The sequence below is a fragment of the Caldimicrobium thiodismutans genome (assembly GCF_001548275.1).
GTDB lineage: Bacteria > Desulfobacterota > Thermodesulfobacteria > Thermodesulfobacteriales > Thermodesulfobacteriaceae > Caldimicrobium > Caldimicrobium thiodismutans.
On sequence record NZ_AP014945.1, the window covers coordinates 1,396,775 to 1,423,297 of the forward strand.

A 26,523-nucleotide genomic window follows, 5' to 3' on the forward strand; every position below is an offset into this window, starting at 1 on the left:
TTAGCGAGGACTGGCCTTAAATTTCTCCAGTATGCGTTTATTTAAATCCCCTTGCAGGGCATTAACCTCTTCATCAAGAAGGGTTTTCTCAGATGCTCTATACCAGAATCTCAGGGTAATGCTTTTTTTATTCTCAGGAATGGTCGGACCCTCGTAAAGATCAAAAAGTTCAACCTTTTCAAGATAGGGCCACTCTAAGGATTTAATATAGTCTAAGACCTCTTGAACAGGGATATTCTTATCCATTATACAACTTAAATCCCTGAAAGTAGAGGGGAATTTAGGTGGTTTCCTTATTTCAAATTTTTCCCTTAATTCAGAATAGATTTCAATTATATCTGAAAGTTCAATCTCAGCCACCCAAAAGGGACCTTTAAGGTCAAGCTCTTCAAGAATAAATTGTTTAACAGCACCAGCAAAGCCAATTTTATTTCCCTTTAAATAAAGATCAAAGGATTGTCCTTTCTTCAAAAAGGGCTCAACTGAAAAGGGCTTTAATTCCATCGGAATTTTAAGAGCAGAAAAGAGCTCTTCCAAAATCCCCTTTAAATCAAAAGGGTCCAGAGGCCTCCTGTGCCCTTCCCAGGGGAGAAGCCTTTTATATCCTTTTAACAATATCCCCAGTTTGACTCTTTCCTGAGCAAGAGCTTCATCTGGGAAAAAGACCTTACCCAACTCAAAAAGGGAGAGATCTTCAACCTCCCTTGAGGCATTGAATTTGGCCACCTCTATGAGCCCGGGAAGAAGACTCGTTCTCATAATTGAAAGATGTGAGGCAATGGGGTTTGAGAGTTCAAGATACCTTGCTCTTGGATCTTCAGAAGAGAGATTAAGTTTTTTCAGGGTCTCGGGATTTATAAAACTATAAGTAATAACCTCGGTTAATCCAAAACCAGTTAAAAGAGTTTTGATCTTTTTTTCTAAGGTAAAGAAGATATCAGGGGTTTTAACCTTGAGTTCTACCTGAGGGTAAGTGGTAGGGATTTTGTCGTAGCCATAGAGTCTCGCTATCTCCTCAATAAGATCTTCAGGAATAGTAAGGTCCTGTCTGTAAGAATGGGGTTTAACCTGATAAAGGCCTTTAGGATTTGCAAATTCTCCAAGTTTTTTAAGGGTCTTTTCCATAATGTCTGGCTCAATTTCAAAGCCAAGGACATGAAAGATTTTTTGAGGTGTGATCTCAATGCAAGGAGGAATAAAGGGCTTGGGATAGAGATCAATGATCTCCGATATTTCTGAGGGATTAACCATCTTGAGAATCAATTCAGAGGCCCTTAAAAGCCCGGTTAAAACTCCCTCAGGGTCAACCTTTCTTTCAAAACGATAACTGCTTTCTGTGGTTAAACGGTGTTTCTGGCCGGAAAGTCTTATACTTTTTGGATTGAACCAGGCAGATTCAAGAAAGATCTCCTCTGTTTCTTCTGTAACTCCTGAGTCTTCACCACCCATGATGCCTGCAAGAACCAAGGCCTTTTCTGCATCTGCTATAACAAGATCCTCTTCTGTAAAGAGCCTTTCAACGCCATCCAGCATAAGAAGTTTCTCTTGAACTTTAGCCCTCCGGATAATTATTTCTTTTCCAGCAATCTTTTTCCAATCAAAGGCATGCAGAGGCTGACCTATCTCCAGAAGCACATAATTGGTTATATCAACGATATTATTGATAGGTCTAAGACCACAGAGAAAAAGCCTCTTTCTGAGAAAAAAGGGACTTTCACCAACCTTTATACCAGCAAAATATCTTCCTGTGTATCTAAAACAACCCTCTTTATCTAAAAGAGATATTTTTCCTGGAAAGGGACTACCTTTTCTTAAAGTCTCTTCAAATTTAAGAGGTTTTAAAGGCCAGCCACAGATAAGATTTAACTCCCTTGCTATACCCAGAATTGAAAGAAGGTCTCCTCGATTGGGGGTTATGGCAATATCAAGCACTGGTTCAGAAACCTTTAAGACTTGATAAATAGATACCCCAATAGGAGTATCCTCTGGGAAGGTAAGGAGACGATCCTTTTCCTCAGAAATTCCAGCTTCAAAAGGCGAAAGGAACATGCCTTCTGAAGGATAGCCCTTTAACTCTCTTGGCTCAATCTTTTGATGGGTAAAAGTAAGGCTCCCGGATGTAGCCAGCCCAAGAATTAAGCCCGGTTTGACTTGATCCTTTGCTGTGGTAAAGACATAAAAATCCCTTTTTCCATCCGTGACCTTACATAAGACAACCTCTTTCAGGCCTTCAGGTTGAAGTATTTCAAGGACCTTAACTGTAATGAGGCTTCCAAGTTTAGCATAGGGGTCATAAATCTCTTCAACTTCATGCCCGGAAAGAGTGAGAATCTCTGCGATTTCTTCAGGTGATTTTTTTAATTCAATAAATTCAGATAGCCAGCTTACAGGAACTCTCATCAAAACCTCTATTTAAAAGATTCAAGAAAATAAAGATGGTTATCAAAGAAGAGTCTTATATCATCTATTTCAAATTTAATCATAGCTATTCTTTCAACTCCAAGGCCAAAGGCAAAGCCCTGCCATTTTGAGGTATCATAATTTACCCCTTTTAAAACCTCAGGATGAACCATGCCTGCTCCAAGGATCTCAAGCCAGCCAGTCTGACTGCAAACCCTGCATCCCTTGCCATCACAGATTACACAGCTTATATCCATCTCCACACTTGGCTCTGTGAAGGGGAAATAACTGGGTCTGAATCTCACCCGGGTCTTCTCTCCAAAGGTCTCCCTTGCAAAAAAGGAAAGAATTCCCTTTAAATCAGAAAAGCTAACTTTTTCGTCAATCATAAGACCTTCAACCTGATGAAACATGGGAGAATGCCTTACATCGGCATCACAGCGATAAACCTTCCCTGGGGCAATAATTCTCAACGGAGGGGTCCTTTCAAGCATGGCTCTTATTTGCATGGGTGAGGTATGGGTTCTTAAGAGAGCTCCATTTTTAAGATAGAAAGTTGCCTGCATGTCCCTTGCAGGATGCCACTCTGGAATATTTAAGGCTGTAAAATTATAATAGTCTGACTCTACCTCAGGACCTGTAACGATTTCAAAACCAAGACGGGTAAAGATTGCACAGATTTCTTCAATAATCAGAGTTAAGGGATGAAGGGTTCCTCTTTCTGGCCTTCTTCCCGGTAAAGTCAGGTCAAGCCCTACCTCTTTATCCTCCTCAGCTATAATCAGGGCCTTCCTTTTTTGAAACAGGGCCTCTTCAAGATAGATCTTCAGCTCATTAAGAAGAGAACCCGCTCTTTTTTTCTCCTCCAAGGGTAGATCTTTTAATGATTTAAGGGCCTGAGTGAGTTCGCCTTTTTTACCAAGAAATTTTATTCTAAAGGCCTCAAGGCCTGAAAGATCAGAAACTTCCTCTAATTCTCTTAGAGCAAGTTCTCTAAGCTTGTGAATCTCTTCAAGATTCATTTATTGCCAGGCTTTTTTGGCCACTTCAGCTAATTTTCCAAAGGTCTCTGGTTCGGTAACGGCAAGATAGGCAAGTACCTTTCTGTCAAGGGAAACTCCTGCTTTTTTAAGCCCACCCATAAATTGGCTGTAATTCAAACCATGAAGTCTTACCGCAGCTCCAATACGAACCTGCCAGAGTTTGCGAAATTCCCTTTTTTTATTGCGTCTATCTCTGTAAGCATAAACAAGGGCTCTTTCTAAGGTTTCTTTGGCCCTCCTGAAGACATTTTTTCTCTGCCCCCAGTATCCCTTGGTGAGTTTTAAAATCTTTTTATGTCTTCTTCTGGTTTTAACACCACCTTTAGCTCTGGGCATAAGTCCTTACCTCCCTGAAAAGTATAGATATTTTTCTTAAAGTTTATCAGCTATGGCCTTAGCTATGTGAGAGTAGTAACCCTTAAAGAGTTCTTTATATTTGCCAAGGGCCCTTTTGGCCTTAGAGCTCCTCTTTCTGAGAAGGTGTCTTTTCCCGCATTTTTTATGCATAATCTTACCTGTGGCAGTAACTTTAAACCTCTTGGCAGCGCTCCTGTTAGTTTTCATCTTGGGCATAGCAGATCACTCCTTTTATTTTTATTGAATTTCCAAGTTTACCCTATTTTTAGGTAAATACAACCCCCTATAAAACCATTCTATACCTAAAAATCCCTTTTTAGTTTCATACTCTATGTAATCTCCTATCTCTACTTGATAATAAAAGTTTTTTGAAACACTAAGGCTGTCGCAGAGTTTTTTCTCTTTATGTAAATTTGAGAGGGTAAGCCTGTATCCTCTTTTAATGCTGTAATATTTTGACTCAATTCTATCTCTTTTAATCTGAGAAGGGGATGTATCAAACCTTCCATTAATATAAGAGAGAAAAAAGAGACTTATGAAGAAAATACAAACAAAAAAGACCAAAAAACCACTTCCTAAGATTCTCTGATATAATCCATAACCTCCCACATAAAAACAAAGAAAACCCAAATAGATGAGCACAAAAGGTGTGAAAAGTTTGTATCCAAAAAAGACAATTTCAAGAGGACAAAGGGGGTTGTATTGATAAAATCTTCCCACTATACCTACTAAGCAGGCTATAAGGGTTAAAAGTATAGGTAGTTTAAAAAGAAGTAAATTTCTTAAATCTTCTTTGTAGCGCCATGAGCTTGGGAGGGTAGAAAGAACAAAAGCAGTATCTTTAAGTAAATTAAGTGCTTGATGCACTTTGTCGGTGCTGACTTCAAAGGGGGACCTTTTTATGTTCCAGCCAATAGTTAAGGTATTTTTTCTTATCTCTAATCTATCAATGGATGCCTCTTCAAGAAGTTTTCGTAAAAGCACCTTAAAGGTCTGATGACTTGTTAGCCTTTCAAACCATTCCTTGTCCTCATATTCTACTGCAAGATCCTGGTAAGTGAGCTGTCTTGTTAATTTATCAAAGATGTCTGTCTTTCTAAGGGTAAGAAACCCGGTAAAGTTGGTTCTTATCTTAAGATTTAATCTTTTTCCTTTATAATCAGAGGTAAATACCTCAATATTAAGTCCTCCAAAATTAAGCACTCCTTTGGGGTTGATAAGGCGATGGGTTCCCACAAGTTGTGCTCCTAATAAAGCCAAAAAGTCTGCTCTAACTCGCCAGAACTTTACTAAGTTATAAATAATTAAGAGAAGAAAGAAGAAAATTATTAACAAGTAAAATTCCATAAGCCCCTTTTGGGAGTTAGCATCATTTAATTGATTAAATAACTTTATGATAGCGTCGGTAATAGCGTATGTCAATGCGGTGCATAAGTTCAGATCCTTACAAGAAAAAGAAAGGGTGGTAAAACTGTGAAAAGGTGAGTAGTGAGAAGTAGTAGAAAAAATTCTTTTGAGTTTCAATAGATATGGAGGCATACCTTATCTTGACAATTCCCATTTTAAGTTTTTCATAGGATCTATGAAGTCTTCCAAGAAGAATCCCTGGTTTGACAAATGGGCAGAACTTGCTAAGAAGAAGGGCTATCCTGCTCGCTCTGTTTTTAAGCTAATGGAGATTCAGGAAAAATTTAAAATTATAAAGCCTGGATATAAGGTTCTGGATCTTGGAGCAAGCCCTGGCTCCTGGTCTCAGTTTGTTTGTGAAATTATAGGGCCTCAGGGGCATGCTGTGGGAGTTGACCTTGAACCAGTTAAATTTAAATCCAATTTATTCACCTTTTTGCAAAAAGATGTTTTTGAACTCACCGAAGATGAGCTTAAAAGCCTTGGATTTAGTGAGTTTGACCTTATTCTTAGTGATATGGCCCCCAAAACTACCGGCATTCAAATCAGAGATCATATCCAGTCCGTGGAACTATCTCTCAGAGCCCTTGAACTTGCTAAGAATTTACTACGAAAAGGAGGGACCCTTCTTGTAAAGATCTTTGATGGACCAGAGTTTCCAAAGGTGCGCAAGGAATTTGAAAAAATCTTTCAAAGTGTTAAAATTCTTAAACCAAAAGCTACCCGTAAAGGGAGTAAGGAGCTTTTTTTGTTGGCTCTAAATAAAAAATGAGAATACTTTTAACTTCAGATTGGCATCTCGGGAAAAATATCTTTCAAAAAAAACTTCTTTCTGAGCAGGCCCTTTTCTTTGAGAATTCTTTTTTTCCTTTACTTAAAGAGGTAAGACCTGATTTTTTAATTGTAGCAGGGGATATTTTAGATAAACCTTTGCCTGATCAGGAAACCCTCTTTTTTTATGAGGATCTTTTAAGGAGGCTCTCTGACCTTAAAATTACCTCTCTATTAATCTTAGGAAATCACGATTCAAGGAGAACCTCCCTGCATAAACATTTTATTGAACTTGCAGGCATACACCTTATTGATGACCTTAAATTTTTTTCTAAACCCTTTATCTGGAAGGATAAATCTGGAAAACACCTCAATTTATATATACTCCCCTATCTCCCTCTCTATGAATTGTTGGAAAAGGCCTTAAGTCAGGGATTTTTCTATTCATCTGAGGAAATTACTTTTACCACTCTTTTTGAAGCCCTTCTTTCACAGATTGAAATAAAAAGGCCTGCTTTTTTAGTCTCCCATTTTGCTGTGGATAAAGCTATCTCTTGTGGTGAGGAGATTTCAATCCGGGGCTATACCTCAGATTATGTATTCTCAGAGAAACTTTTTTCCTGCTTTGATGCTCTCTTACTGGGCCATCTTCATCGTCCCCAGGTGCTTGAAGAGAGATTTTTTTATCCCGGTGCCCCTCTTCCTTATTCCTTTGAAAATTACTCTGATCAAAGAGGCCTTTTTTTCTTGGAATGGGATGGCAGAAGTCTTTCTTCTGAATTTATTTGCCTTAAACCTCCTTACGAATTAAGGATAATTAAAGGTCTATTTGAGAAACTTTTGCAGATGGAGAAAACCAATGCCTATATTAAGGTTATCCTTGAGGATAAATTGCCTATTTTTGATGCTCATCAAAAATTAAAAGAGCACTTTCCCAATCTTCTTCACCTTGAGTATGAGGAAGAAGAAATCTTATTAGAGGGCCAGACTATTCATGAAGAACTGAGGTCATCAGAGCTTGATGAACGGGTTTTATTTTGTGAATTTTATAACTATGTAGAGAAAAAGGAGATGGATGAAAGGCTCTGGGAGGTCTTTAATAAGTACTTAGAAGATTTTTATAAAAATGAAAGAAAGGAGGGAAGATTATGCCAGTAAAGGTAATAGTTGCAGGTGCAGGGGGGCGCATGGGAAAGACGCTATGTCAACTCATTTTTCAGCATCCCGAGTTAGATGTGGTTGGTGCCTTTGAGGCCCCTGAAAATCCCTTTGTAGGGAAAGACTTGGGAGAGGTGATTGGGCTTCCAAAAACAGGTATCCCAATTGAGGACTCCTTAGAAAAGGTGATTGAAAAAGGGGATGTTATTATTGATTTTACCTTTCATAAGGCCAGTCTCAAACATGCCCAAATTAACTCAAGATACGGGAAGGCCATGGTGCTTGGAACAACTGGATTTTCAAAGGATGAGCTTTCTGAGATTCACGAGCTTGCTAAAAGGAGTTTTCCCCTTGTGCAGGATTATAACATGAGTACAGGAGTAAATCTCTTAACCAAACTTGTTGAGGTTACCGCAAGGGTTCTTTCTGAGGGATATGATATTGAGATAATTGAGGCTCATCACCGTATGAAAAAGGATGCTCCCAGTGGAACAGCGCTCAAACTTGCTCAGGCTATTGCCAAGGCCCTTGGAAGAAGTGAAGAGCATTTCAGATTTTGCCGGGAGGGAATTATTGGAGAGAGATCCCCTTTAGAGATAGGTATTCAGACTGTAAGAGGAGGTGATATTGTTGGGGAACACACGGTTATGTTTGCAGGCATTGGAGAAAGAATTGAGCTCACACACCGGGCAAGCTCAAGGGAGACCTTTGCCAGAGGGGCCCTAAGAGCAGCTCTCTGGGTAGTGGGGAAGGCCCCTGGTGTTTATACCATGCTTGATGTCCTTGGTTTACGGGAGCTATGAGTATGGAGAGACCACAAGAATGTTCCTCTCCTGAATGGGAAAGATTTTTTAAGGATTTTCGTAAGCATTCCCCTTTAAAGGAAGTTAGGTTTATTCTGGCTGTGGGAAGTGGTAAGGGTGGGGTAGGGAAGACAACTCTTTCTGTTCTTCTTGCCCTGGCCCTGAAAGGAGAAGGTTTTTCTGTGGGACTCTTTGATCTTGATTTTTATGGACCAAATAGTGCTCTACTTTTAAGCCCAGAAAAAGTTCAGCCAGCCACAGATGTAGGAGGATATAAGCCTGTTTCCCTTGAAGGAATAAAGGTTATGAGCCTTTCCTTTCTTATCACGGAGAAGGAACCTATTTTTATGCGAGGTCTTATGGCTGGAAAACTTCTCCAGGAACTAACTCAAAGGGTTCTCTGGGGGCCTCTTGATTTTCTAATTTTGGATCTTCCCCCTGGCACAGGGGATATTTTTTTAACGATGCTTGATCTTTACTCACCAGATGGATTTATTTTGATTACCACACCCCACAAACTTGCCCTGGCAGATAGTCTTCGCACTGCAACTATCCTTAAAGAAAAAAAGATCCCCCTTTTGGGGGTTGTGAAAAATATGAGTGATCTTTTCGGTAAAGAGGACTCCTTTGAGGCCTTTTTAAAGGAGATAAAGGCTCCACTGCTTTTTGAACTTCCCTTTTTAAAGGAGCTCACTGAAAAGGAGACCATAAGTGAGATCGTAGACACCCCCTGGGGCAATAGGGAATTAAAAATTTTATCTCAAAACCTTTTAAAACGAATCTTTAGGGTGCATTGAGAATGAGGCTCTATGAAGATTTAGTGGATAAGGCTGTTAGTCTTGCCCGGGCCAAACGAATAAAGAGGGTAGTTCTCGGGCTTCACTATGCCCTGGCTGAGCTTGAAAGGGGAGGGTCTGGTCTTTCCTTTGTGGATAGAGAATTTTTAAGTTTCTGCTGTAAGGATAGCGAAGTCTCCTACTGGAAACAGCCTGCTGATCTCTTAGTAAAAGCCTACCTCTCACCCTCGAGAACAGATACTTTTTTAGCCCTGGCCATTATGAATGCCCTTTTCAATCACCGTAAAGAACTTCTTAAGGAAGCCACAAATGTTGATCCCTTAGAGATGATTCCACTCAAGCCCAAGGATGATGTGCTTATGATAGGATTTTTTCAGCCCCTTTTCCAGAAACTTCAGGGGCGGGTAAAAAGAATTATTGTTATAGAAAAGGGTAATCCCGAGGAAAACAAAAGGGCTCTTGAGAATCTTCCTCCACTGTCCTTGGGAATAGTTACTTCAGCGACTCTTGCTAATAAAAGCTTTCACGAATATCTACCTTATCTTGAGAATATTTCAGAGGTGATCCTGATGGGGCCAAGCACTCCTCTTTGTCCGGAGGTCTTTAAATATACCCCTGTGACATGGCTATGCGGGGTCTCGGTAAAGGATAGTGAACTCCTCTTTAGGCTTGTCTGCGAAGGTAAGGGAACACTAAGCTTCTTTAAAAAAGGAGCCCTGGAAAAAGTTAATCTTAAGGTGAAAAAATAAATTTATGCAAGATTATAAAAGTATTTTTTCTTATAGCTTGATAGCCCTTTTATGGTTTCTCTTCAGCCTGAGAATCTATCCTTCAAGCCTTGAAAAAACTTTTGTTGAAAGCGCAAAAATATTATTTGGTTCAGGACTTTATGCTCTTGGATTAACAATTATTATAAATGGTTTAAAATTTCGGTTCAGTAAAAAGTCTTTTACACGGAGACAATTTCTCAGATGGGTACTCCTAATTGCCTTATTAACTACTCTTTCAGCCAGTTTTGAACATTACCTCAGGATGAAGACATGATCGGGGTTTTTGACTCTGGGCTGGGTGGTTTAACGGTTGTAAGGGAGCTTCTTGCCAAAATTCCCCAATATAAGATTATCTATTTTGGGGATACTGCTCGCACACCCTATGGCACAAAGAGTGCTGAAACTGTTACTAAATATGCCCTTGAAAATACCCGTTTTCTTCTTGAAAAAGGTGCTCAGGTTATTGTAGTAGCCTGTCATACCGTCTCAAGCACCGCTATGCCTGTCCTGAAAGAGACCTTTCGGAAGATTCCCTTTTTTGAGGTTGTTACCCCTTCTTTTAAAAAGGCTCTTCAACTTACGAGAAAAAAAATAATTGGGCTAATTGGAACGCGCACGACTGTTGAAAGTGGTATCTATCAGCGACTTTTTCATGAGGCTGACCCGGAAGTTAAAGTTGTAGTTAATCCAGCTCCTTTGCTTGTGCCTCTAATTGAAGAGGGCTGGCTAAATAAACCTGAAACAAGAAGGATTGTAAGAAAATATCTTATGCCCCTTAAAATTAAGGGGATAGATACTCTTATCCTTGGATGTACCCACTATCCTCTTATAAAAAAGGTCATTGGGGAAAAGGCAGGGAAGAGGGTTAAGCTCATTGATCCCTCTGAAGAGGTAGCCATAGAGGTGGCTGAGTTCATTGAAAAGAGTTTCCCCTTGAAAGAGAGTTTAAAGGTTAATGGAGAGCCAGAGATCTGGGTCTCAGATCTCACCTCCAATTTTGAAAAATTGGCTCAGCTTTTTTTAAAGAGAAGGCTAAGGCTGAACAAAGTTAGTCTTTAATTTTTTAGCCTGGTTTTCTGTTAGAAGCTTGGGTCTCCTCCTTGGGTAAAGAGATTCAAAGGATATGGAGGCATACAGGATCTTGACAATGACAGAAAAATCCATTATCTTAGAAAAATATTATGAGTAAAGTTCAATCAAATTATAGACAAATAAATTCTACAAAGAGTCATAATTCTTTTCAATGTTATCTATTTTCAGATTTATCTCCAATAAGTCGAAAGCAATACTTTTTAAATATTTTAAGAGGCAAAGAAGGAAAATATAAAAGATATTTAGGATCTCCATTGAGATATGCAGGTGGAAAAAGTTGGGCTGTTGGGTATGTGATAGAAAAATTGCCAGAAAATATAAAAAAATTAGTTTCCCCTTTCTTTGGTGGTGGTTCTATAGAAATTGCAGTAGCAAAAGAATTAGGTATTGATGTGATCGGTTTTGATGTATTTGATATACTCGTTAATTACTGGAAAGTTCAAATTAAGAAACCTGATAAACTATATGAAGAATTAGCAAAATTAAAACCTACAAAAGAAACTTATAATTGGGTTAAAGAGAATCTAAAAAAACATTGGAAAGGAGAGGAAAAACTGCCAGAGTTAAAGCTTGCAGCTTATTACTATTTTAATCATAATCTTTCTTATGGTCCTGGATTTTTGGGATGGATGTCTTCCGTTTATGCAAATGAAGAAGTATATTTTCGTCTTTTAGATAGAGTTAAAAATTTTAATGTTAAAAATATTATTATAGAATGTGCATCATTTGAAGAAGTTATACCTGAGTTTAAGAAGGAATTTTTATATTGCGATCCACCATATTACCTTGGAGAAGATAGCACCCTTTTTAGAGGACTTTATCCTCAAAGAAATTTTCCAGTTCACCACAATAATTTTAATCACGAGTTATTAAGAGATCTTTTATTAAATCATAAAGGAGGATTTATTCTATCTTATAATGACGCACCTACAATTAGGGATTGGTATAAGGATTTTGAGATCATTGAATTACCTATACATTACACCATGGGGCAAGGGGAAACACGAATAGGTTTCAACAGGAAAATAAAAAATACTAATCATATAAAGAAAACACATGAATTGTTAATAATCAAAAGGAATTAAATTGTGGCAAAAAAGAAAGCAATGACATCTGAAAAAGCAAGTTATGTAAAAAGAAAGGGGCATGCAGATGCCAGGGAATTTGCCGAATGTTTGGGAATTGGCAAAGAATATACGAGCGAACCTCAGGCTAAAAAAGATGTAATTGATTCAGAAGGTCATTCTTATTCTGTAAAAAGTGGAGAAAAGAAATGGCAGATTTTTTTGTATAGTAAAACCAGATTTGAAAAAGATAATATTTTTAAAGGTATGAATGGACTTGGAGAATTGTTTTTAGAATGTATAGAAAGTTTTCCTGAAAATAGGAACGATTATTTAAGAGATAAGGTGTTATATAAAAAGAAATTACAAAAACCAATGAGAGAATTATGCAAAAGATTAAAAGAAAAGAGACTTTTAGCTGCGTTTCTTGAAAAAAGTATGTTAAACGGTGGTGAGGTTGATTTTTTAGTTATTAAAGAGGACGAGTTTTTTCATGTTTTCTGGGGCAAGCAAGTTATTGAAGTTTTGACCGAGAACTATGAGGTTGAAAACTCTAAAGCAAGAGGAAAAAATCAGATGGATGACCAAAAGGTTATTTTTAAAGTAAATGGTAAAACTTATGGAGAAATTGAGATGAGAAATGATAGTGATATTCACTATAGAGAAATAAAATTTTGGATAGATAAAAAACTAACTTTTAATTTACTAAAATCAAATATAAACAAAATTAAAAAACTAAATGATAGAATAATTCTCTATGGTAAAGCTATAAATAAATTGGCAAAAATACATAATAGAAGAGAAAAATAAGAATTTCTATAAAAATGAGTTGGAACGCATTAAGAGGGCTTATAAAGTTTCATTTATCTATTTTATAGAAAAAAGTTATTTTAATATCAGAGAATACCAAAATATTTTGAAAAGTTGCTTAAATTGGTATTCTAATGTAAGGAAATTTTCAGAAAAATCAGAGATAAATTTTAACGCAAACTCACAAGAAAGTTTTGAAGAAATTAAAGATTTGGAAATTAGGGATTGAAAAAAGCCATTAGAGAGTGAAAAAATTATGGGAACATAATTCCAAACTCTCAAGATTTTAGCTTTTAAGATAAATGCATAGGTTTATATCCTTATAAGAAAAAGAAAGGGTGGAAAAAGGTGAGGGGGAGAGTAGGGGAAGCCCCATGCGTGTCTGTCCAATCCATGCGTGTCTGCCCAATAATGTAAAGGAACATATAACAGAAACGCCACAAAGGGGCAAACACATAGGTTTGCCCCTACTAAATAAAAATCCGATTTATCCACCAAAAGAGGTAAATTTTAAGTTTCAAAAGATATGGACTTATACAGGATCTTGCTTTTTTTTTAAAATAGGTTATATTGTTATGAATAAAAGGGGCTGTAGCTCAGCACGGTCAGAGCGCCTGCCTGTCACGCAGGAGGCCGCGGGTTCAAGTCCCGTCAGCCCCGCCATTTAAAATCTTTATGCCTGATCTTACTTTTCTACTTAAAAAGATTATTCTCTACCTCTTTTATCCATCAACCTTAATCTTTCTCTTTTTGCTTGCGGTATCAATTTATGTGCTCCTTGGAAAAAGAAGAGGGCGAAGGCGCTTTCTCCTTTTCTTAGCCATCTTTTTATACTATCTTTCTACGACCCCATTTTTACCTTATTTTTTACTCAAAAACCTCGAAAAAGATTATCCTATCCCCTCTGAGGAAGAGCTCTCAAAAATAAAAAATTTAGTGGTTCTTACAGGGCGAATTTATGGAGACCCAGGTCTATCCTTAGAAGAGCGCTTTAGCAGAGAGACTTTAATTCGCTTTCTTGTTGCCCTTGAAATCAAGAAAAAATATCCTGAAAAGAAGTTATGGATAGTAGGGGGCTCTTTTGAAGGAAAGGGGGCTGGATATTTACAAGAGCTTGCTGAGAAATGGGGGGTTAAGGTTGAGGCCTTGGATACACCTCTTGACACCTTGAGGAGCGCTAAAGAAGTTAAAAAGATAATCCCTCCAGGGGAACCCTTTTATCTTCTCACTTCTGCCTATCATCTCCCACGGGCTATCTTTCTCTTTAAAAAGGAAGGACTGAATCCCCTCCCATACCCTACAAATTATAATTATCCCCTCTGTAAGCCCTCTCGTCTCTTTCTTTATATTTTCCCTCATGATCTCTATCTAAATCTCACCAACCTTGCCTTTCAGGAATATCTTGCCCTGACTTATTATAAAATCAAATATTTCATAAAAAGGACTTAAAAATGAAGGACCTTTTGGAAAAAATTAAAATTGAGCATCAAAACACAATCTCTGCCTTTATTGAAAGGGAAGGTGAAAAGTTTCTTCAAGTGGTAGAGCTTACAAAAAGGGTCTTCAAAGACGGGGGAAAACTTCTTATTTTTGGGAATGGGGGGTCAGCAGCGGATGCTCAGCATCTGGCAGGAGAGCTTGTTAATCGTTTTAAGATGGAGAGAGTTCCCCTTCCTGCCATAGCTTTAACTACGGATACTTCGGTTCTTACAGCTATTTCTAATGACTATGACTTTTCTCAGGTCTTTGTGAAGCAGGTTCAGGCTCTTGGAAAGCCCGGGGACATTGCCTTGGCTATAAGTACCAGTGGAAAATCACCTAATATTATCTCAGCCCTAAAGACAGCAAAGGAGATGGGACTTTATACCATTGGGCTCAGTGGTGGAAGTGGGGGGCTTATGCCTCCCTACTGTGATTACCTTATTCTTGTGCCTTCAACAGATACTCCTCGTATACAGGAGGGGCACCTTCTTTTTTTACATATCTATTCTGAACTCTTAGAAAAGGCCCTTTTTGCATAGGTATGCTTCTTGCCATAGAGACCTCTTGTGATGAAACAGGGGTAGCTCTATTTTCTGAAGAAGGAACCCTTGTTGAGGATTTCCTTTACTCCCAGGTTGCCCTTCATTCTCCTTATGGTGGAATTGTGCCTGAGATTGCCAGCAGGAAACAACTTGAGGTTCTTCATCCCCTCGTTAAAAGAGCCCTTGAGGAAAGGGCCTTAAAGCCCTATGATCTTAAAGGAGTTGCAGTAACCTTTGGTCCGGGGCTTCTGGGGTCTTTACTGGTAGGAGTAACTTACGCTAAAACCCTTTCTTTAGCCCTTAAAATACCTCTTATTGCTGTTGATCATCTTTCAGCCCATCTTTTTTCCATCTTTTTAGAAAGAGAGGTATCTTTTCCCTATCTCGGGCTTCTGGTTTCTGGAGGACATACTGCTCTTTTTGTGGTTCAGGATTTTGATTCTTTAAAACTTATTGGACATACCCGGGATGATGCAGCTGGAGAGGCCTTTGATAAGATTGCCAAACTCCTTGGCCTTCCCTATCCAGGTGGCCCTGTTATAAGTGAGCTTGCTGAGAAGGGGGATCCTGAGAAATACCCCCTTCCAAGACCCATGCTTGAGGAGGAAAATTTTGATTTCAGTTTTTCTGGGCTTAAAACTGCTGTTTTCCAACTTTTAAAAAGAGAGGGAAATCTCAGGAATGAGGATCTGTGTGCAAGCTTTCAAAAGGCCCTTTGTGAGGTGCTTGTTGAGAAAACCTTAAGGGCAGCAAGAGTTCTGGGGATCAAAAGAATTGTTGTGGCAGGAGGGGTTTCTGCCAATACCTATTTGAGAGGTCTTTTTCAGGAAAGAGCCCAAGAAGAAGAGATTTTTTTTCCCCATCCCAAGTATTGCACAGATAATGCAGCTATGGTGGGTTTTCTTGGATGGATTAAATTTAAGAAAAAAGATTTCGCTTCTCTTGATGCTGAGCCCTATTCAAGAGCTCTTTTCAAAAAGTCCAGGCCCTAAGGAAGATCGTCCTCTTTTAGGCCCAGCTCTTTAAGTTTTTTCTGGAGATAGGTTCTTTCAAGCCCTATTTCTTTTGCGGTTTGGGTTATATTTCCCCGAAAGGTCTCAAGTTTTCTGCGTAAGAACTCCCTTTCAAATAAAGCCTTTGCAGTGCGAAAGTCCTTTGCCATGAACCAAGGTTCCTGATTCTCCTTTAAAATTTTCTTTTTGGTAAGAGTTGACAAAAAGTCCTGGGGAAGATCATTAAGAGTGATTTCCTCAGAGGTGGTGAGAATAACCAATCTTTCGATAAAGTTTTTGAGCTCTCTAACATTACCTGGCCAGGGATATTTTTTTATTAGCTCTTTGACCTCAGGAGAAAGCCTTTTTTTTCCAAGGCCTGTTTTTAAAGCCATTTCCTCAAGGAAGGTCTCACAAAGGGGTTCAATATCTTCAGGTCTTTCCCTTAGGGGAGGAATATGAATGGGGAAGACCCGCAGTCTAAAGTAAAGATCCTCTCTAAAACGGCCCTTTGCAATCTCCTCTTCAAGATTTTTGTTCGTTGCCGTAATAATTCTTACATCTACTTCAATGGGTCTTTGCCCACCTAATCTTTCTATCTTTTTTTCCTGAAGAACTCTTAAGACTTTGGCCTGGGCAGAGAGATTCATATCTCCGATTTCATCAAGAAAGATAGTGCCTCCATGAGCCACTTCAAATTTGCCTTTTTTTGGACTTCTGGCATCTGTGAAAGCCCCTTTTTCAAATCCAAAAAGTTCAGCTTCAATAAGAGTTTCCGGAATACTTGCACAATTAACCTCTATAAAGGGACCTTCTGCTCTTTTAGAATGAAGGTGAATAAGTTTAGCTACCACCTCTTTTCCTACCCCTGACTCACCTGTAATGAGAACAGTTGTATCTGTCTGAGCGACCCGTTGAATAAGATCTCTTATTTCAGAAATAGCCTTGGATCGACCTGTAAGTTGAACCTGTGCATAGATTTGAGCCTTCAGCCGCTTATTTTCTTCTTCAAGTCTTACAAATTTGAGGGCATTTTCTAAGGAAACGAGAATCCTCTCATAGGAGAGGGGCTTTTCTATAAAATCAAAGGCTCCCATTTTGAGAGCCTTTACCGCAGTTTCAATTGTGCCGTGCCCTGAGATGATAATAACTGGAAGTAGTGCATTATGTTCTTTAATCTTTGCTAAGACCTCAAGGCCCTCCATGTCTTTAAGCCAGAGGTCAAGAAAAACTGCCTGAGGAGTGCGCTGAGAAAGTCTTTCCAGGGCAGATTTTGCCAGTGCAAAGGTCTCAACCTGATAACCCTCATCCTGCAGAATCCCCCCAAGGGTCTCAAGTATGCCCTTTTCGTCATCAATTACCCAGATCTCACCCATCTTCTATAATAGTATAATTTTAAATTTTCTATTTTCCACCTCAGAAGTTTACTCATAAAAGGGCTATAAACTTCATCTTTTATTTTAATTTTTTCTTGATACAATATATATAGATTGATTGCGCTTAGAGGGAGGCTTTTATGAATACTAATTTTAGTCCCAAGGAATTAACAGAAGCTGTAAGAGACATTTTTAGCGGGACCTTAGGGTATGAAATCAAGGAAAAAATTAGTTCTGAGATAATGGAGACCCTTGAGAAAAGATTATCTGAACTTATGGAGAAAAAACTGAGATTAAATGAAGAGCGACTGAAGGTGTCAACTCTCCTTGAGAGAATTATTCGTGTGGAAGAGGAATTAAAGGCTTTAAGGGAGCTTGAAGAAAAGAGATTTGAAAGTTTGATGAGAGAGATGAATGCAAGATTTGAGGCTATGAATGTTAGATTTGAATCCCTTGAAAAGCGTATGAATTTTATGCAATGGTTGATAACAGCTGGCTTTGCCTTCTTAGGTGTCCTTTTAGCTCGACTCAAATTTTTATAAAGCTCTTCTATCGTTATAATTCCTGAATTAAATCCCTTTCTGCATACACAATAATTCTTTACTTTAAAAAACTTATTTAAAATACAAGAGGCTTAAAAGGACTGAATGCAAACCCTTTTTTTGCATAGTTTCAGATCCTTACAAGAAAAAGGGTGGTAAAAGGTGAGAGAGGTGAAAATGTGAGAGGTGAGAGGAGGGGAAGCCCCTTGCGTGCCTGCCCCGTGTAGGGGTTCAAGATTTTGAACCCCTACATTGATGTAAAAAACACATAACAGGCAAACACATAGATTTTCCAAATGAGGACAAACACATAGGTTTGCCCCTACAAAATACAGGTTCATTTTCCTACAACCGAAGTAGGAGAAAATCTCCTTAAGTCTCAAAAGATATGAACTTATACAGTGCTTTGAAAAAGGAACTTTTGATTTAAAATTAATACAAAAAACTTTCCAGGGAGGAGAGAGATGGAACATGTTTTTGATAAGCTTAAAGCAGAAGAAATAAAGGAGCTTGAGGGTCTTATTAAGAAATATCTTGATTTTTTATCCGAGATTAAGACAGAAAGAGAGTGTGTAGAGCAATTTAAAGAGGATTTGCTAAAAAAGGGGTTTCAAGAAAAAGCTCGGGATAAAGGCTTTTTTACCTATAGAAATAAGTTCCTTGCCTGCTGGAGAAGAGGTAAAAGACCACTTCAAGAAGGGTTAAAACTTATTATAAGTCATATTGATACCCCGAGACTTGATTTAAAACTTCATCCCCTTTTTGAAGATCAGGACCTGGCATTTTTAAAGACCCACTATTATGGCGGAATAAAAAAATATCATTGGGTAGCTATGCCTCTGGCTTTACATGGAGTGGTAGTAAAAAAGGATGGCTCAATAATTAATCTCGTGCTTGGAGAAAGGGAAGATGAGCCTTTGTTTACAATCTGTGATCTTCTGCCTCATCTGGGAAGAAAAAAACAAGAAGAAAAAAGGCTGGCTGAAGCTATCCCTGCTGAAAATTTAAATATACTCATAGGTGGAATTCCTATAGAAAAGAGCGGAAAGGGAAAAAAGGAGGAAAAAGAGCGTATTAAAAAAAGAATTTTAAAGCTTTTTGAGGAAAAATATGGTATAAGCGAGGAAGACTTCTTTTCAGCAGAGATTTTTGCTGTTCCTGCAGGAAGGGCAAGATTGGTTGGTTTGGATTCAGCCTTTGTGGGAGGCTACGGTCAGGATGATCGCATCTGTGCCTTTACAAGTTTTCAAGCTCTGTTATCCATAGAAAAACCTTTATATACCACCCTTGTCCTCTTTATGGATAGGGAGGAAATAGGCTCAGAGGGAAATACCAGTGCCAAAAGTCGGATCTTTGAGAGCTTGGTCTATGAACTCATGAAAGCTGAAGAGTTATCCCCAACTCCAGATGTCTTTTTTGAAATTATGTCTAAAACTAAGGCCCTCTCAGCGGATGTTACCGCAGGGATTGATCCCAATTATCTTGAGGTTCACGACAAACTCAATGATGCCAAGCTTGGTTACGGGGTGGTTATAAGCCGTTACACTGGACATGGCGGTAAATATATGGCTAATGAAGCCCATGCTGAATATATAAGTTACCTGAGGTCCCTTTTTGAAAAGGAGGGGGTAGTCTACCAAGTGGCTTCTATGGGTAAAGTTGATGAAGGAGGAGGGGGAACAGTCTCCAAATATTTTGCCTCCTACGGGATGGATGTTGTTGATATAGGCCCACCACTTCTTTCCATGCACTCACCCTTTGAGATTGCCCACAAAGGAGACCTCTATATGACCTATCGGGCCTTTAAGGCCTTTTTGAAAGGTTAAAAATGGCCCTTCAAAAGGGTGATCTCGTTATACTTCAGAAAGGCTCGAAGAAGTATCTTTTGATTATAAAAGAGGAAATCTTTCATACCCATGCTGGTTATCTTGACCTTTCTCAAATAGAGGGCAAGGAATATGGAGATTACATCCTTTCCTCTAAAGGAGTGCCCTTTTATATTTTAAAACCCACTATTTTTGATCTTCTGATGAAAATAAAAAGGCAGACCCAGATTATTTATCCCAAGGACATTGGTTATATCCTTCTTAAATTGGATATAGTTGAGGGGAAGACTGTCCTTGAATGCGGGTGTGGTTCAGGGGCTCTTACCACAGCTTTAGCCTATTTTGTTGGTAAAACCGGAAGGGTTATATCCTATGAAAAGAAAGAGTCCTTTGTTGAGATTGCAAGGACAAATCTCAAAAGATTTAATCTTGAGGAAAGAGTTGTATTTAAGCTGAAGGAGGTAGAAGAGGCCTTTGATGAAGAGGAAGAGGTGGATGCCCTTTTTCTGGATGTGCGGGAACCTGAAAGACTCCTCTTTCCAGCTTATAGGGCCCTTAAAGGAGGACATCCCCTTGGAATATTGGTTCCAACCACAAATCAGGTAACTTCGGTCTTAAAGGGTCTTGAGGCTCTCCCTTTTGTAGACATAGAAGTTATTGAGATTTTCCTTAGACCATATAAATTAAATCCTGAGAGATTTCGGCCCGAGGATCTTATGGTTGCTCACACAGGCTATCTCATCTTTACTAAAAAGGTTAAGGTGAAAGATGGCAATGAAGATTGAGTATCTTGGAATAAAGTCTTTTCCGAGAGCCCTGGACAGAGGACTCAAGCAAAAAATCTTGAAGGCTTTTGAAATTTTAAATCTTCCTGCAAGGAATTTAACCCTTGTCTTCACAAATGATGTCGTAATAAGGGATTACAATCTTCAGTTTTTAAAGAGAGATTATCCAACGAATGTAATTTCTTTTAAAGGGGAAATGCCTGGTTATCTGGGGGATATTATAATCTCTGTTGAGAGGGCAAAGATTGAGGCCAAAACCTATGATCTCCCCCTGGAGGACTATCTTTTAATCCTTGCTCTGCACGGCCTTCTCCATCTTTTGGACTATGATCATGAGAAGGGTCTTTATAGCCCTTGGCTTATGCTTAAAAATGAAATAAAATTAGCTAAATATTTGTGTGAAAAAAAGGAAGAGATAGTTAGATTTTTGATGAGGAGGGAATATATGCCAGCCAAACTTGCCGTAAATGTAGATCATGTAGCCACCATTAGAGAAGCAAGAAAGACCTATTATCCTGATCCTGTGCATGCAGCAGTTCTTGCTGAGCTTGGAGGGGCTGATGGAATAGTTGTGCACCTTAGGCTTGACAGAAGACATATTAAGGAAAGAGATGTTAGAATCATAAAAGAAATTATAAAAACCAAGCTTATTCTTGAGATGGCCATAGATAAAGATCTTGTGAAATTTGCAAAGGAGGTTAAACCCTATCAGGTGACTCTTGTTCCAGAGAGAGTGGAAGAGGTTACCACTGAAGGAGGGATGGAACTTGAGGGTAGGGTAGAGGAGGTCAAAAAAGTAGTAAAAGAACTCAATAAAGCAGGCATCAAGGTCAGTCTTTTTTTAAATCCCGATGAAAAAGCCTTAGAGCTTGGCCAAAAAACAGGGGCCCAAATTGTTGAGCTTCATACAGGAATGTATGCTGAGGCTGAAGATGAAGAAAAGAGAATGGTTGAGTTTGAAAGACTTGAACGAGCTGCTCATCTTGCAAAAGACTTAGGATTTATAGTGCATGCTGGACACGGACTCAATTACGAAAATATAGGGCCAGTTGCAGCTATTCCTGAGATTGAAGAGTTTAGTATCGGCCATAGCATCATTGGAAGAGCTATTTTTGTGGGTATGAAAGAGGCTGTTAAAGAAATGAAGAACCTAATTCTTAGGGCAAGAGGTTAAGTATGAAAATAGAGACCTTCATTGTTGGTCCCCTTCAGGTCTGCTGTTATCTCCTTTATGACGAAAATACCAGAGAAGGAGTGGTGATTGATCCAGGAGATAGCGATCCAAGAATTATTAAATCCCTTTCCGAGCTAAATCTGAAAATTAAATACATCCTTGGAACCCATGGACATCCCGATCATATTTTAGGAGCAAGCTTTTTACGAGAGACCTTAAAAGCACCTTTCCTTTTGCATAAGGAAGATGATAAATTTTTTCAGGATCCTGAGAACTTTTTTACCTTTAAGGTCTGGGGCTTTCCAGAAAATCCAAGAGCTGATGGTATTTTTGAGGATGGAGAGATTTTAAGTTTCGGAGACTGTAATCTTAAAGTAATTCATACACCAGGGCACTCACCAGGATCTGTCTGTTTCTATGAGGAGAAAAGGGGGGTTCTTTTTTCCGGGGATACTCTCTTTGTTGAGGCTATTGGCAGAGCAGATTTACCAGGGGGTTCTTATAAACTCATGATGAAATCAATCAAAGAAAAACTTTTGATTTTGCCGGATGAAACTGAGGTTTATCCTGGGCACGACTACGGGCCAAGACCAGTGTCAACCATTGGTCATGAAAAAAGATTTAATCCCTTTATAAATGAGGGTTAGATCCTTCCAACACCTGAATAGCTAAAACCAAGTTTTTTGACTGTTTCAGGTTCGTAAATATTTCGCATATCAATAAGAACTGGATTTTTCATAAGTTTTTTAATTTTAGCAAGATCAAGAAACCTGAATTCATTCCACTCCGTAAGAATAACCATAGCATCCGCTGACTTTAAGGCTTCATCAGGGGAATTAGCATAATCTATAGAAAGCGTTCCTACGGTTTTTTTAAACTCTTCCATAGCTACAGGGTCATAAACCCGGACTTTGGCTCCCTTTTCCAAAAGGTGGGGTACAACCACTAAAGCTGGACTTTCCCGGACATCACTGGTATTGGGTTTAAAAGAAAGACCAAGAATGGCTATAGTCTTATTTTTAATCTCTCCCAGATAGGACTCAAGCTTTTCAATAACGCGTCTTTTTTGCCTTTCGTTAACCTCGAGCACAGCCTCAAGAATTTTAAAAGGGGAGCTGCTAAGTCTACCCTGATGAATGAGGGCCTTGACATCCTTGGGGAAACAGGAACCTCCAAACCCAGGCCCGGGATTGAGAAATTTAGGCCCAATTCTTGGATCAAGCCCCATGCCTTGTGCAACCACCGTTACATCGGCTCCCACCTTTTCACAGAAATTAGCAATTTCATTGATAAAGGAAATTTTGGTAGCCAGAAAGGCATTGGAGGCATATTTAATGAGTTCTGCTGTCTCAAGATTAGTAATAATAAAAGGGGTTTCTGCTAGATAAAGGGGGCGATAAATATCCTTTATAATGGCAATGGCATAGGCACTTTCTCCACCGATAATGACCCTATCGGGATGCATAAAATCCTCAACAGCATTTCCTTCTCTCAAAAATTCTGGATTTGAGATTACATCAATAGCAGAATCTGTTTTTTTATGTTGATTAATTAGATCCTTAATCCAGCGATTGGTTCCCACAGGCACGGTGCTTTTGGTAACAATAACTTTGTATTCGTCAACTACTTCAGCCAGTCTCAAGGCTACATCTTTTATCTGGGAAAGATCTGCTGAACCATCTGGAAGGGGTGGAGTGCCAACGCATATAAAGATAACTAAGGAATTTTTAACTGTTTTGGCAAAATCTGTGGTAAAGAAGAGCCTCTCTGCCTTAAGATTTTTTTTGACCAGATCATCTAAGCCAGGCTCATAAAAGGGAATCTGCCCCTTTTTCAATCTTTTGATCTTAGATTCATCTATATCCACGCAGGTAACCTTCATACCGAAGTCAGCCAGACCTGCTCCGGTAACAAGCCCAACATAACCTGTGCCTATGACTGAAATATGCATAGAGAAAAAGTAAAGACCTTATGAGGTTTTTTTGGTCTTTGCTTCAGCGGTGATCAATTTTTTGGTCTTTTTCTTTGAGATATTTATCTTTTTATGAGATTGTTGGGCTAAAAGCTTTTTGTTCTTTGTGCTTTTGGAAAGATAGGTCTTATTTTTAGATTGTCTGGCCAGAAGTTTCTTTTTGGTCTCAACTTTTTTTGATGATTTGTAAAGACTGTTGGGTTTAAAATTTACAGGAATACTCAAATTTACCGTAGTATTTATGATAAGAGGAGAGGCCTTCTTTGCAAAGACAAGTTCTGCAAAATTAAGGAGTCTTTTGGTATCTTCCCATAGGGCATCTCTATAAGGAGCACCAAGTAAAGAGGTAATAACTAAACGATCTTTGATCTTGGCAACATTTACAAGACAGTGCTTAGAAAGGCGGGTATATCCTGTTTTCCCACCCAGTATTTCATCCTTTAAGCCATCCTCAAAAAGGAGCTTGTTTGTATTTTTAACTATGATTGTTCTTCCCTGTGAAGAGGTAATGACCTTGACAGGGAGGTTAATAATTTCCTTGATATGAGGATATTTCAGGGCTTCATATAATAGAAGGGCAAGTTCATAGGCTGTGGTATATTGATTGGAGGCAGGGAGCCCGGAGGCAGTAACAAAATGGGAATCTTTTAAACCAAGCATTCTGGCTTTAGCATTCATTAACTCTGCAAAAGCCTCTTCACTACCTGCGGTTGCCTCAGCAAGGGCTACTGCTGCCTGATTGGAAGATTTAATTAACATCAGATGTAAAAGGTCATCCACTGTATAGGTTTCTCCTTCATTGAGATGGGGAGGTGAACTTGGAGTATCGTCAGCTTTTTTGGAAATAGTGACCCTTTGTTTTAGATTAAGCCTGTCCAGAACAACCATAGCCGTTAAGAGTTTGACTGTGCTTGCAGGCGGGATTTTGATATTTGGATTTTTGGCATAAAGAATCTGCCCGGTAACACCATCTAAAGCCACAGCTGATGTAGAGAGAACATTTTCATAATACTCAGAGATTTCTTCCCCCTTTGCGTGGGAGACTGAGATAAAAAGTATTAAAAAGAAAAATATTAGAATCTTTTTCATTTTTTTCCCCCTGAGGCATGGAATTGATAACTTCAATTAATATACCAGCAATCTTTGGAAAAGTCAAATAAAAAAGGGCAAAAAAATAAGAAGAAAATCTATTTTTTCCTTGATATTCCTTACTAAAATTCATTTTTTAAAATTTTTTTTTGAATTTTGTAAAAATCCATTCTTTCTCACTAACCTTTTGCATAAGTTCATACCCTTTCAAAAAAGAAAGGTGGTAAAAAGGTATAAAGGTGAGAGGTAAGAGGTGAGAGGAAGGAAAAAACCCACACATGCATTTCATCAACAATGTTGGGGAAGCTTAGTATGTCTGCCCCGTAATGTAAAGGAACAGATAACAGGCAAACACATAGGTTTGTCCTTACCAAACCAAGAGGTTTAAAAAATTTATACAGGGAAGGCTTTAAAATTTTGGATAAAAGGATAATCCTCTTTATTGGCTAAAAAGGGAGATTTATTACCAAAGAAGCAGATTTAAGTTGTAAAGATATAGATGCAACCTAACCTCTTGTCCATTTTTTTATAGTTTATATAATACATAGCATATGAAAAATAAGGAAGTAGCAGAAATTTTTAGAAAAACTGCCGAGCTTCTTGAGATAAAGGGTGATAATCCTTTTAGGATAAGGGCCTATGAAAGGGCTGCTCAAACCATTGAATCCTTAACCAAAGATATAGAGGAACTGGCTAAGGAGGGAAGGCTTGAAAATCTGCCGGGTATCGGTGCGGATCTTGCTGGAAAAATTAAGGAGATCTTAAAAACCGGAACCCTCAGTCTTTATGAAAACCTTAAAAAGGAGATTCCCCCGGTTTTACTCAATTTTCTTGAGATTCCAAGCCTTGGTCCAAAAAAGGTCAAGGCTATTTATGAAAAATACGGGATTATTTCTCTTGATGAACTCGAAAAGGCCTGTCTTCAGCATAAAATTGCTAAATTGCCTGGTTTTGGTTTAAAAACTGAGGAAAATATCTTAAAAGGAATTAAACTAATCAAAGAGAAGACAGGGAGAAGGCCCTTAGGTGAGGTTTTACCTCTGGCAGAAGAGGTTATCGCTTTGATAAAATCCAGGGCTCCCCTTCTTCAGATTGAGGTTGCAGGAAGTATAAGGCGAAGAAAGGAGACTGTTAAAGACATAGATGTTCTTATTACCTCTACCCACCCCCTTGAGGTTATGAAGGTGGTATCAAGCCTTCCCCTGGTTGAAGAGGTCCTTGCCTTTGGGGAGACCAAAACGAGTGTTCGCCTAAAAATGGGGATGCAGATGGATGTGAGGGTGGTTGAACCTTCCGCCTGGGGTTCTGCTCTTGCTTATTTTACCGGGTCAAAGGCTCATAATATAAGAATAAGAGAACTTGCCTTAGAGAGGGGCTTAAAAATAAATGAATATGGAGTTTTTCGTGGTGAAGAGAGAATCGCTGGGAAAACTGAGGAGGAGGTCTATGCAATCCTCGGGCTTCCCTTTATTCCTCCTGAGTTAAGGGAGGATAGAGGGGAAATTGAGGCAGCCCTACAGGGAAGACTCCCCCAACTGGTAAACTACGAAGATATCCAAGGGGATGGACATGTGCATTCAAAATACAGTGATGGAATGGCAAGTCTTGAAGAAATTATGGCTAAGGCAGAAGCAATGGGGCTTTCCTGGGTTGCTGTCTGTGATCACTCTCAGGGGCTAAAGGTTGCAGGAGGAGTCCCGGTTGAAGACCTTTTTAAAAAGAAAAAAAGAATTGAAGAACTCAATGCAAGATCCAAAAAAGTTAAACTTGTCTTTGGAGCAGAAGTAGATATTCTTTCTGATGGCACCCTTGATTATCCTGATGAAGTCTTAAAGGAAATTGATTTTGTTATTGCAGCTATTCATACAGGTTTTCAGCAGACGGAAAAGCAGATAACCCAAAGAATAGTCTCTGCTTTAAAACATCCCTTAGTGCATGCCCTTTCTCATCCTACCGGGAGAGTAATAGGGGAAAGGGAGCCTTATGCAGTGAACATGGAAGAGGTGATGAAGACTGCTAAGGAACACGGTAAAGCCCTTGAGATAAATTGCTATTATAAAAGACTTGATCTTAATGATATACATGTTAAGGCCTGTGTAGAAATGGGTATTCCTCTTATTATTGGTACTGATGCCCATATAGTGGATCAAATGGAGTATTTAAGGCTTGGGGTTTCTGTAGCAAGAAGAGGTTGGTGCGAAAAAAAGGATCTTTTAAATACTTTTACTTATGATAAATTTATGGAATGGTTAAGAGGTCTTAGAAAGTAAA

At 38.8% G+C, this 26,523-nt stretch carries 26 protein-coding genes and 1 tRNA gene; 19 read left to right on the plus strand and 8 right to left on the minus strand.

The genetic code is table 11. The features are described 5' to 3' along the window. The 5 genes from pheT to THC_RS06990 are packed head-to-tail and all read right to left on the minus strand — an operon-like array spanning nt 1 to nt 5,147. Entirely contained in the window at nt 1-2,400 is a 2,400-nt protein-coding gene (gene pheT / locus THC_RS06970; protein WP_068515271.1) for a phenylalanine--tRNA ligase subunit beta, read from the minus strand. Between the two features lie 8 nt (nt 2,401-2,408). Beyond that, complete coding sequence (gene pheS / locus THC_RS06975) at nt 2,409-3,422, minus strand: phenylalanine--tRNA ligase subunit alpha (RefSeq protein WP_068515275.1); 1,014 nt, start codon at nt 3,420-3,422, stop codon at nt 2,409-2,411. Further along, a complete protein-coding gene (rplT, locus tag THC_RS06980) occupies nt 3,423-3,779 on the minus strand; it encodes a 50S ribosomal protein L20 (protein WP_068515277.1) in 357 nt (118 codons plus the stop codon). Nucleotides 3,780-3,815: 36 nt separating this feature from the next. After that, entirely contained in the window at nt 3,816-4,016 is a 201-nt protein-coding gene (gene rpmI / locus THC_RS06985; RefSeq protein WP_068515279.1) for a 50S ribosomal protein L35, read from the minus strand. 21 nt (nt 4,017-4,037) lie between these two features. Continuing rightward, entirely contained in the window at nt 4,038-5,147 is a 1,110-nt protein-coding gene (locus THC_RS06990; protein WP_068515282.1) for a hypothetical protein, read from the minus strand. Between the two features lie 235 nt (nt 5,148-5,382). Between THC_RS06990 and THC_RS06995 the strand changes: the two genes are divergently transcribed. The 13 genes from THC_RS06995 (at nt 5,383) to tsaD (ending at nt 15,488) form a co-directional block, all read left to right on the plus strand. Beyond that, nucleotides 5,383-5,979, plus strand: coding sequence for an RlmE family RNA methyltransferase (locus tag THC_RS06995; protein WP_068516725.1), 597 nt, complete (start codon nt 5,383-5,385; stop codon nt 5,977-5,979). Further along, nucleotides 5,976-7,136 carry an exonuclease SbcCD subunit D gene (locus THC_RS07000; RefSeq protein WP_068515284.1) on the plus strand — a complete coding sequence of 387 codons (1,161 nt, stop codon included), beginning with the start codon at nt 5,976-5,978 and terminating at the stop codon, nt 7,134-7,136. Before THC_RS06995 ends, THC_RS07000 begins: the two co-directional genes overlap by 4 nt. Then, complete coding sequence (gene dapB, locus THC_RS07005; protein ID WP_068515296.1) at nt 7,127-7,939, plus strand: 4-hydroxy-tetrahydrodipicolinate reductase; 813 nt, start codon at nt 7,127-7,129, stop codon at nt 7,937-7,939. The genes THC_RS07000 and dapB overlap by 10 nt, the downstream gene beginning before the upstream one ends. Before the next feature lie 2 nt (nt 7,940-7,941). After that, the gene (locus THC_RS07010; protein ID WP_068515298.1) at nt 7,942-8,736 is read left to right on the plus strand and encodes an Mrp/NBP35 family ATP-binding protein; all 795 of its coding nucleotides are present in this window, start codon (nt 7,942-7,944) and stop codon (nt 8,734-8,736) included. Nucleotides 8,737-8,738: 2 nt separating this feature from the next. Further along, nucleotides 8,739-9,485 (plus strand): Rossmann-like domain-containing protein, encoded by a 747-nt coding sequence (locus THC_RS07015; RefSeq protein ID WP_068515302.1) that lies wholly within the window; start codon nt 8,739-8,741, stop codon nt 9,483-9,485. A gap of 4 nt (nt 9,486-9,489) precedes the next feature. After that, complete coding sequence (locus THC_RS07020; protein ID WP_068515305.1) at nt 9,490-9,780, plus strand: hypothetical protein; 291 nt, start codon at nt 9,490-9,492, stop codon at nt 9,778-9,780. Continuing rightward, on the plus strand, nt 9,777-10,565 hold the full coding sequence (gene murI / locus THC_RS07025) for a glutamate racemase (RefSeq protein WP_068515307.1): 789 nt from the start codon (nt 9,777-9,779) through the stop codon (nt 10,563-10,565). The genes THC_RS07020 and murI overlap by 4 nt, the downstream gene beginning before the upstream one ends. Before the next feature lie 122 nt (nt 10,566-10,687). Further along, nucleotides 10,688-11,683, plus strand: a complete 996-nt coding sequence (locus THC_RS07030; RefSeq protein WP_082706369.1) for a DNA adenine methylase — start codon at nt 10,688-10,690, stop codon at nt 11,681-11,683. Nucleotides 11,684-11,686: 3 nt separating this feature from the next. Further along, nucleotides 11,687-12,472, plus strand: coding sequence for a hypothetical protein (locus THC_RS07035; RefSeq protein WP_068515310.1), 786 nt, complete (start codon nt 11,687-11,689; stop codon nt 12,470-12,472). Between the two features lie 585 nt (nt 12,473-13,057). Beyond that, nucleotides 13,058-13,135: transfer RNA gene (locus THC_RS07045), tRNA-Asp, on the plus strand. Nucleotides 13,136-13,147: 12 nt separating this feature from the next. After that, the gene (locus THC_RS07050; protein WP_068515315.1) at nt 13,148-13,921 is read left to right on the plus strand and encodes a YdcF family protein; all 774 of its coding nucleotides are present in this window, start codon (nt 13,148-13,150) and stop codon (nt 13,919-13,921) included. Between the two features lie 2 nt (nt 13,922-13,923). Continuing rightward, nucleotides 13,924-14,493, plus strand: coding sequence for a D-sedoheptulose-7-phosphate isomerase (locus THC_RS07055; protein ID WP_068515318.1), 570 nt, complete (start codon nt 13,924-13,926; stop codon nt 14,491-14,493). A gap of 2 nt (nt 14,494-14,495) precedes the next feature. After that, nucleotides 14,496-15,488, plus strand: a complete 993-nt coding sequence (gene tsaD / locus THC_RS07060) for a tRNA (adenosine(37)-N6)-threonylcarbamoyltransferase complex transferase subunit TsaD (protein WP_068515320.1) — start codon at nt 14,496-14,498, stop codon at nt 15,486-15,488. On the opposite strand, the gene THC_RS07065 is transcribed toward tsaD, so the two are convergent. Then, on the minus strand, nt 15,485-16,864 hold the full coding sequence (locus THC_RS07065; RefSeq protein ID WP_068515321.1) for a sigma-54-dependent transcriptional regulator: 1,380 nt from the start codon (nt 16,862-16,864) through the stop codon (nt 15,485-15,487). The genes tsaD and THC_RS07065 overlap by 4 nt on opposite strands. 140 nt (nt 16,865-17,004) lie before the next feature. Between THC_RS07065 and THC_RS07070 the strand changes: the two genes are divergently transcribed. From THC_RS07070 to THC_RS07090, 5 genes are all read left to right on the plus strand, one after another. Then, nucleotides 17,005-17,406: a hypothetical protein gene (locus THC_RS07070; RefSeq protein WP_068515323.1), complete on the plus strand. Its 402-nt coding sequence runs from the start codon at nt 17,005-17,007 to the stop codon at nt 17,404-17,406. Between the two features lie 464 nt (nt 17,407-17,870). Beyond that, nucleotides 17,871-19,232 (plus strand): aminopeptidase, encoded by a 1,362-nt coding sequence (locus THC_RS07075; protein WP_068515325.1) that lies wholly within the window; start codon nt 17,871-17,873, stop codon nt 19,230-19,232. 2 nt (nt 19,233-19,234) lie between these two features. Then, a complete protein-coding gene (locus THC_RS07080) occupies nt 19,235-20,017 on the plus strand; it encodes a tRNA (adenine-N1)-methyltransferase (RefSeq protein ID WP_068515328.1) in 783 nt (260 codons plus the stop codon). After that, the gene (locus THC_RS09220; protein WP_231938340.1) at nt 20,001-21,191 is read left to right on the plus strand and encodes a pyridoxine 5'-phosphate synthase; all 1,191 of its coding nucleotides are present in this window, start codon (nt 20,001-20,003) and stop codon (nt 21,189-21,191) included. Before THC_RS07080 ends, THC_RS09220 begins: the two co-directional genes overlap by 17 nt. A 2-nt stretch (nt 21,192-21,193) precedes the next feature. Beyond that, entirely contained in the window at nt 21,194-21,838 is a 645-nt protein-coding gene (locus tag THC_RS07090) for an MBL fold metallo-hydrolase (protein WP_068515331.1), read from the plus strand. On the opposite strand, the gene THC_RS07095 is transcribed toward THC_RS07090, so the two are convergent. Next, nucleotides 21,835-23,142 carry a UDP-glucose dehydrogenase family protein gene (locus THC_RS07095; protein WP_068515337.1) on the minus strand — a complete coding sequence of 436 codons (1,308 nt, stop codon included), beginning with the start codon at nt 23,140-23,142 and terminating at the stop codon, nt 21,835-21,837. The genes THC_RS07090 and THC_RS07095 overlap by 4 nt on opposite strands. Nucleotides 23,143-23,160: 18 nt before the next feature. Next, nucleotides 23,161-24,252 (minus strand): D-alanyl-D-alanine carboxypeptidase family protein, encoded by a 1,092-nt coding sequence (locus THC_RS07100; RefSeq protein WP_068515338.1) that lies wholly within the window; start codon nt 24,250-24,252, stop codon nt 23,161-23,163. Nucleotides 24,253-24,803: 551 nt separating this feature from the next. On the opposite strand from THC_RS07100, the gene polX reads away from it, so the two are divergent. Beyond that, entirely contained in the window at nt 24,804-26,522 is a 1,719-nt protein-coding gene (gene polX / locus THC_RS07110; protein ID WP_068515342.1) for a DNA polymerase/3'-5' exonuclease PolX, read from the plus strand. Nucleotide 26,523 lies beyond the last annotated feature (1 nt).